Genomic DNA, 3,078 nt, shown 5'->3' with positions numbered 1-3,078 from the left:
CCCCCAGGGGAACGATAAAGCAGTATTAATAGCGGTATTAAAATTATGATTTAACCGCTATTATAATTCCTTTGATTCTGTCATGTAAACTACATTCCAAGCTTCTAGTAAGAAGTCATATCCAATGTATTGCGGAAGGCTACCAGAAGAGATAAGCCTAACACGGGCGTACTGATTCTCCATAGTTTGAGCGGTAGTCCAATCAAAGAAGCCCATAAACCTAAAGTCGTTGTCATCAGCTTTAAGTTGGATAACCGTCCATTGAGTGTGACTCTGAGCTGGTGGTGCAAATAGGGCCTCGAACCCTAAAGGTCCTAGGTTCGGAATTACTCTTATTGCTTGATAATAATTGCCTTCGTTTTTAGTAATAGACTGAACACCAGATTTTTGTCTCAAAACTGTATCCTCTAGTAAAATTGAGTTAATTGCCTCAAATTCATCTTGATAGTCTAGCCATATCTCTCCTTTGGTGTTGAGGTTTAAGAAATAGCTATTCCATAGATGCCTACTACAATCTCGGTAAGCAAAGATTTTGTCGGTTATGTCTTCCATGAGTAGACCACTGGTATGAATCAGAACGAAAAAGCCTGGCCGAGTAGAGGGCGCACCTTCAACACATCGACCAGGCTCCAGGCGTTTATAGCACCTACCGTATTCCTTCCTGGGTGATACCTCTACCAACCAAGTCCGCTTCAGGTAAGCCCGGCTAAGGTAGGGCAAAAATCCGTAACTTAGACCGGCCAGAAAAACAAAGCCATAACCCACTATGGTTTGAACTTGGGGGAGGGACCTACTTCGTGCCCCTCCCCCAAGTTCAAACCGTGGTCCCTGCGGGGCAGCCCGTTCCCCTGGGGGCGCTGCCCCCTGCTCCCCCGAGGTAAAAAAGGCATGGTGCTAAGCCGCCTGCTCTACTTCCTTTCCCCACTGCCCCATGCCCTACGCCGTCATCCGAGTTGCCAAAATCAAGACTCAGGCCCACGCCCTCGCGGCCACTGGCCACAACTACCGCCAGGAGCAGCACCCCCACTCGATAGGTAATGCCGACCGGTCAGCTCCCCATCCGAACCGGGAGTATGTCAACCACGAGCAGAAAGACTACTGGAGCCTGCTCGAAGCCCGCATCCAGGAGGCCGGGGTAAAGCGCGTCCGGCATGATTCCGTGCGCGGCATGGAGGTAATTCTGACCGGTAGCCCGGAGGGGTTTGTCCGGGACCAGGATGGGCGAGCGGCCGACTATTCCAAAAGCAAATGGGCGCAGGACAATTTGAATTTTTTGAGGGAGAAGTTCGGAGCCAAGAACGTGGTAGCGTTCACCCTGCACCAGGACGAGAAGACCCCGCACATTCACGCGGTGCTGGCTCCTATCACGGAGAAGAATACCCTATCGGCCGACCAGCTGTTCAACCCCAAGAGCTTGCGCCAGCTGCAAACCGACTATGCTCAGGCAATGGCCCCGCATGGGATGGAACGCGGCGTTGAGCACAGTCAGGCCAAGCACGACCCCATGCAGCGCCTGTACGGGCTGGAGGCCCAGCACGCGCGGCGCGTGGCGGACCTGGCCAGGCCCGCAGCGCCGGCGCCGGCCTTTCAGCTCAGCGACCCGCCCCTGCTCGGGCGGGACGAGTGGAAAGCAGCCGAGGAAGTCCGCATCAATGCCGAGCTGGCCCGACAAGCAGAGGCCGCCCGGGCACAGCTCGCAGAAGTTGCCAAGCTCGCTCAGGCGAACACAGCGGCCGCGGAGCAGGTGAGAGTGCTCCAAAAGCAGTTGAGCACGTCAGAGGGGCTAAAACAGGGCCATTTTACCGGCCTGCAGGAAGCCACCCAGCAAAAGGAAATAGGCGACCAGACGTTTGATAAAATGGCCGTACGCTATGCTCAGGGCGAGGATTTGGCAGAGTTTCGCGAGTTCGGGGCCACGGTGCGGGAACAGGAGCGGGCAGAGCTAACGCGGGTTATTGAGCAAACCCTAAGCAAGCCGGTGCGCAGTGGGGAGGACTTCCAGGCCAAGTTGCAGGCCGCAGGTTATCAACTACAGCGCGACGAACAGGGCAAAGGAGGGGTGCTCACCCACGAGCAGACCGGGGCCAGGTTCAAAACCGAGGAAATCCGACCCAATGGGGAGGGGTTACGCAGCCAGGTGGAAGCAGCCATCGAGCGCACTAAGCAGCAAGATTTGACCAAAAGCAGGGGCCAGAGCCGAGGGGGAGGAATTAGTAGGTAGTGCAGGCCCGAAATAGTAGTAATTATAAGAACCTAAGAAGCAGCGATGTCTAACTGCTTGATTACTAATACTACCTACTTGCTGAATCAATCACTCAGACTTGCTGAACCCATCAATCTGTATTGTCTTTTTTGGCACAAAAAAGCAATTGTCTTTTTCCTTTTTTGTGCCAAAAAAGAAAATTGCAGTTACCTTGTAGGAAAGTCTGCCTTTCCTTTTTAGCCCCATTTTCGACAATGAAACTATCCGATTTTGAAAAAAACCGCACTAATCCCTTCTTAGAGAAGGCTTTACAAGAGATTCAGCCTACCCGCAAATTCAGAGCAGCTACTCGCACTGATGAAAGCGCAATGCTGCAAGCCTTTGACCCGGCTACAGGTGATGTATTGGGGCATACTATGTTTGTTCGTCAAGTTGAGGTCGATGAAACCCAGTTCACCAAGCTCTATTTAAGCCAGTTTGAGAGCTTTTGGGAGTTGAACAGGGCAGCAATCCGCATTTTTGGGTACATCATGCACAAGATGCGCCCGAAGTCAGACAAGGTTGAGTTTCTACCAGACGAGTGCCTAGAGTACACCAAGTACAAATCAGTCAGGCAGGTGTATGATGGGTTAGCAAGTCTGTTAGAATGCAAGATTATAGCCCGTGGCTATAACGAGTACACCTACTTCATTAACCCATTGGTGTTCTTCAATGGGGACCGAGTGAGCTTCGTTCGGACCTATGTCAAGAAGAAGAAAGGCAAATCAGGGGACCCTCAACAGTTGTCGGTTTTCGACGCTATTCCGCCATTTAACCTTGATTAGGGGCAGTGGGGAAAGGAAGTAGAGCAGGCGGCTTAGCACCATGCCTTTTTT

General features: G+C 52.2%; 3 protein-coding genes. 2 read left to right on the top strand and 1 reads right to left on the bottom strand.

What is annotated here, in order from left to right:
* Positions 1–60 precede the first annotated feature (60 nt).
* On the bottom strand, positions 61–552 hold the full coding sequence (locus tag BUE15_RS21155) for a hypothetical protein (protein ID WP_073289243.1): 492 nt from the start codon (positions 550–552) through the stop codon (positions 61–63).
* Positions 553–931: 379 nt separating this feature from the next.
* Between BUE15_RS21155 and mobV the strand changes: the two genes are divergently transcribed.
* Positions 932–2,221 (top strand): MobV family relaxase, encoded by a 1,290-nt coding sequence (gene mobV, locus BUE15_RS21150; protein WP_073289241.1) that lies wholly within the window; start codon positions 932–934, stop codon positions 2,219–2,221.
* Positions 2,222–2,457: 236 nt separating this feature from the next.
* Positions 2,458–3,027 carry a hypothetical protein gene (locus BUE15_RS21145; RefSeq protein ID WP_073289239.1) on the top strand — a complete coding sequence of 190 codons (570 nt, stop codon included), beginning with the start codon at positions 2,458–2,460 and terminating at the stop codon, positions 3,025–3,027.
* The last annotated feature ends 51 nt before the right edge of the window (positions 3,028–3,078 follow it).

It is taken from the genome of Hymenobacter psychrotolerans DSM 18569 (genome assembly GCF_900142395.1).
GTDB classification, from domain to species: domain Bacteria; phylum Bacteroidota; class Bacteroidia; order Cytophagales; family Hymenobacteraceae; genus Hymenobacter; species Hymenobacter psychrotolerans.
The sequence above is the reverse complement of the archived record's forward strand: the minus strand, read 5'-3'. Positions and strand labels throughout refer to the sequence as shown.